The organism is Pseudomonas sp. 008 (assembly GCF_016861935.1).
Taxonomy (GTDB): domain Bacteria; phylum Pseudomonadota; class Gammaproteobacteria; order Pseudomonadales; family Pseudomonadaceae; genus Aquipseudomonas.
Genome location: NZ_BOMA01000054.1, coordinates 1 through 444, shown reverse-complemented (window position 1 = coordinate 444; position 444 = coordinate 1). Strand labels below are relative to the sequence as shown.

Sequence of the window (444 nt, the reverse complement as noted above, 5' to 3'; positions counted from 1 at the left end):
CGCGGTCGCAGCCAGCGAAACGGTACTGGTGTCGATCGTGTCGGTAACGGTGGTGACTGCCGGGGCAGTGCTCGGCACCAGGTTTTCGAAATTGCCACCGGTGGCGGTGGAGATGGTGGCCTGGACTGTGCCGGCGTCTTTGTAGACGTCATCGGATGGAGCCGGAACGGTCACGGTGCCGCTGGTTTTGCCGGCATCGATGGTGATCACCGCGCCGTTGCTCAAGGTCACGGTCACTGGCGTGCCGGCGGCATTGGTCAGGGTGGCGGTATAGACGATGGAACCGCCTTCAGCCACCGAGTCGGTCGCGCTCAGGCTGAGGGTGGTGGTGTCCGGTGTGTCGGTCACCGAGGTGTCCGCCGACTTGCCGTCGACTTCCAGCTTCTCGTAGTTGCCGCCCTTGGCGTCGTCGATCTTGACGCTCAGGGAGTTGCCACCGGCCAG

1 protein-coding gene is annotated in these 444 nt (G+C 64.4%); it reads right to left on the bottom strand.

Features of this window, described 5'->3' with window-relative positions:
• Window positions 1-444: immunoglobulin-like domain-containing protein (locus tag JUI81_RS31665; RefSeq protein WP_204125698.1), on the bottom strand; the 444-nt coding region annotated here is incomplete at both ends.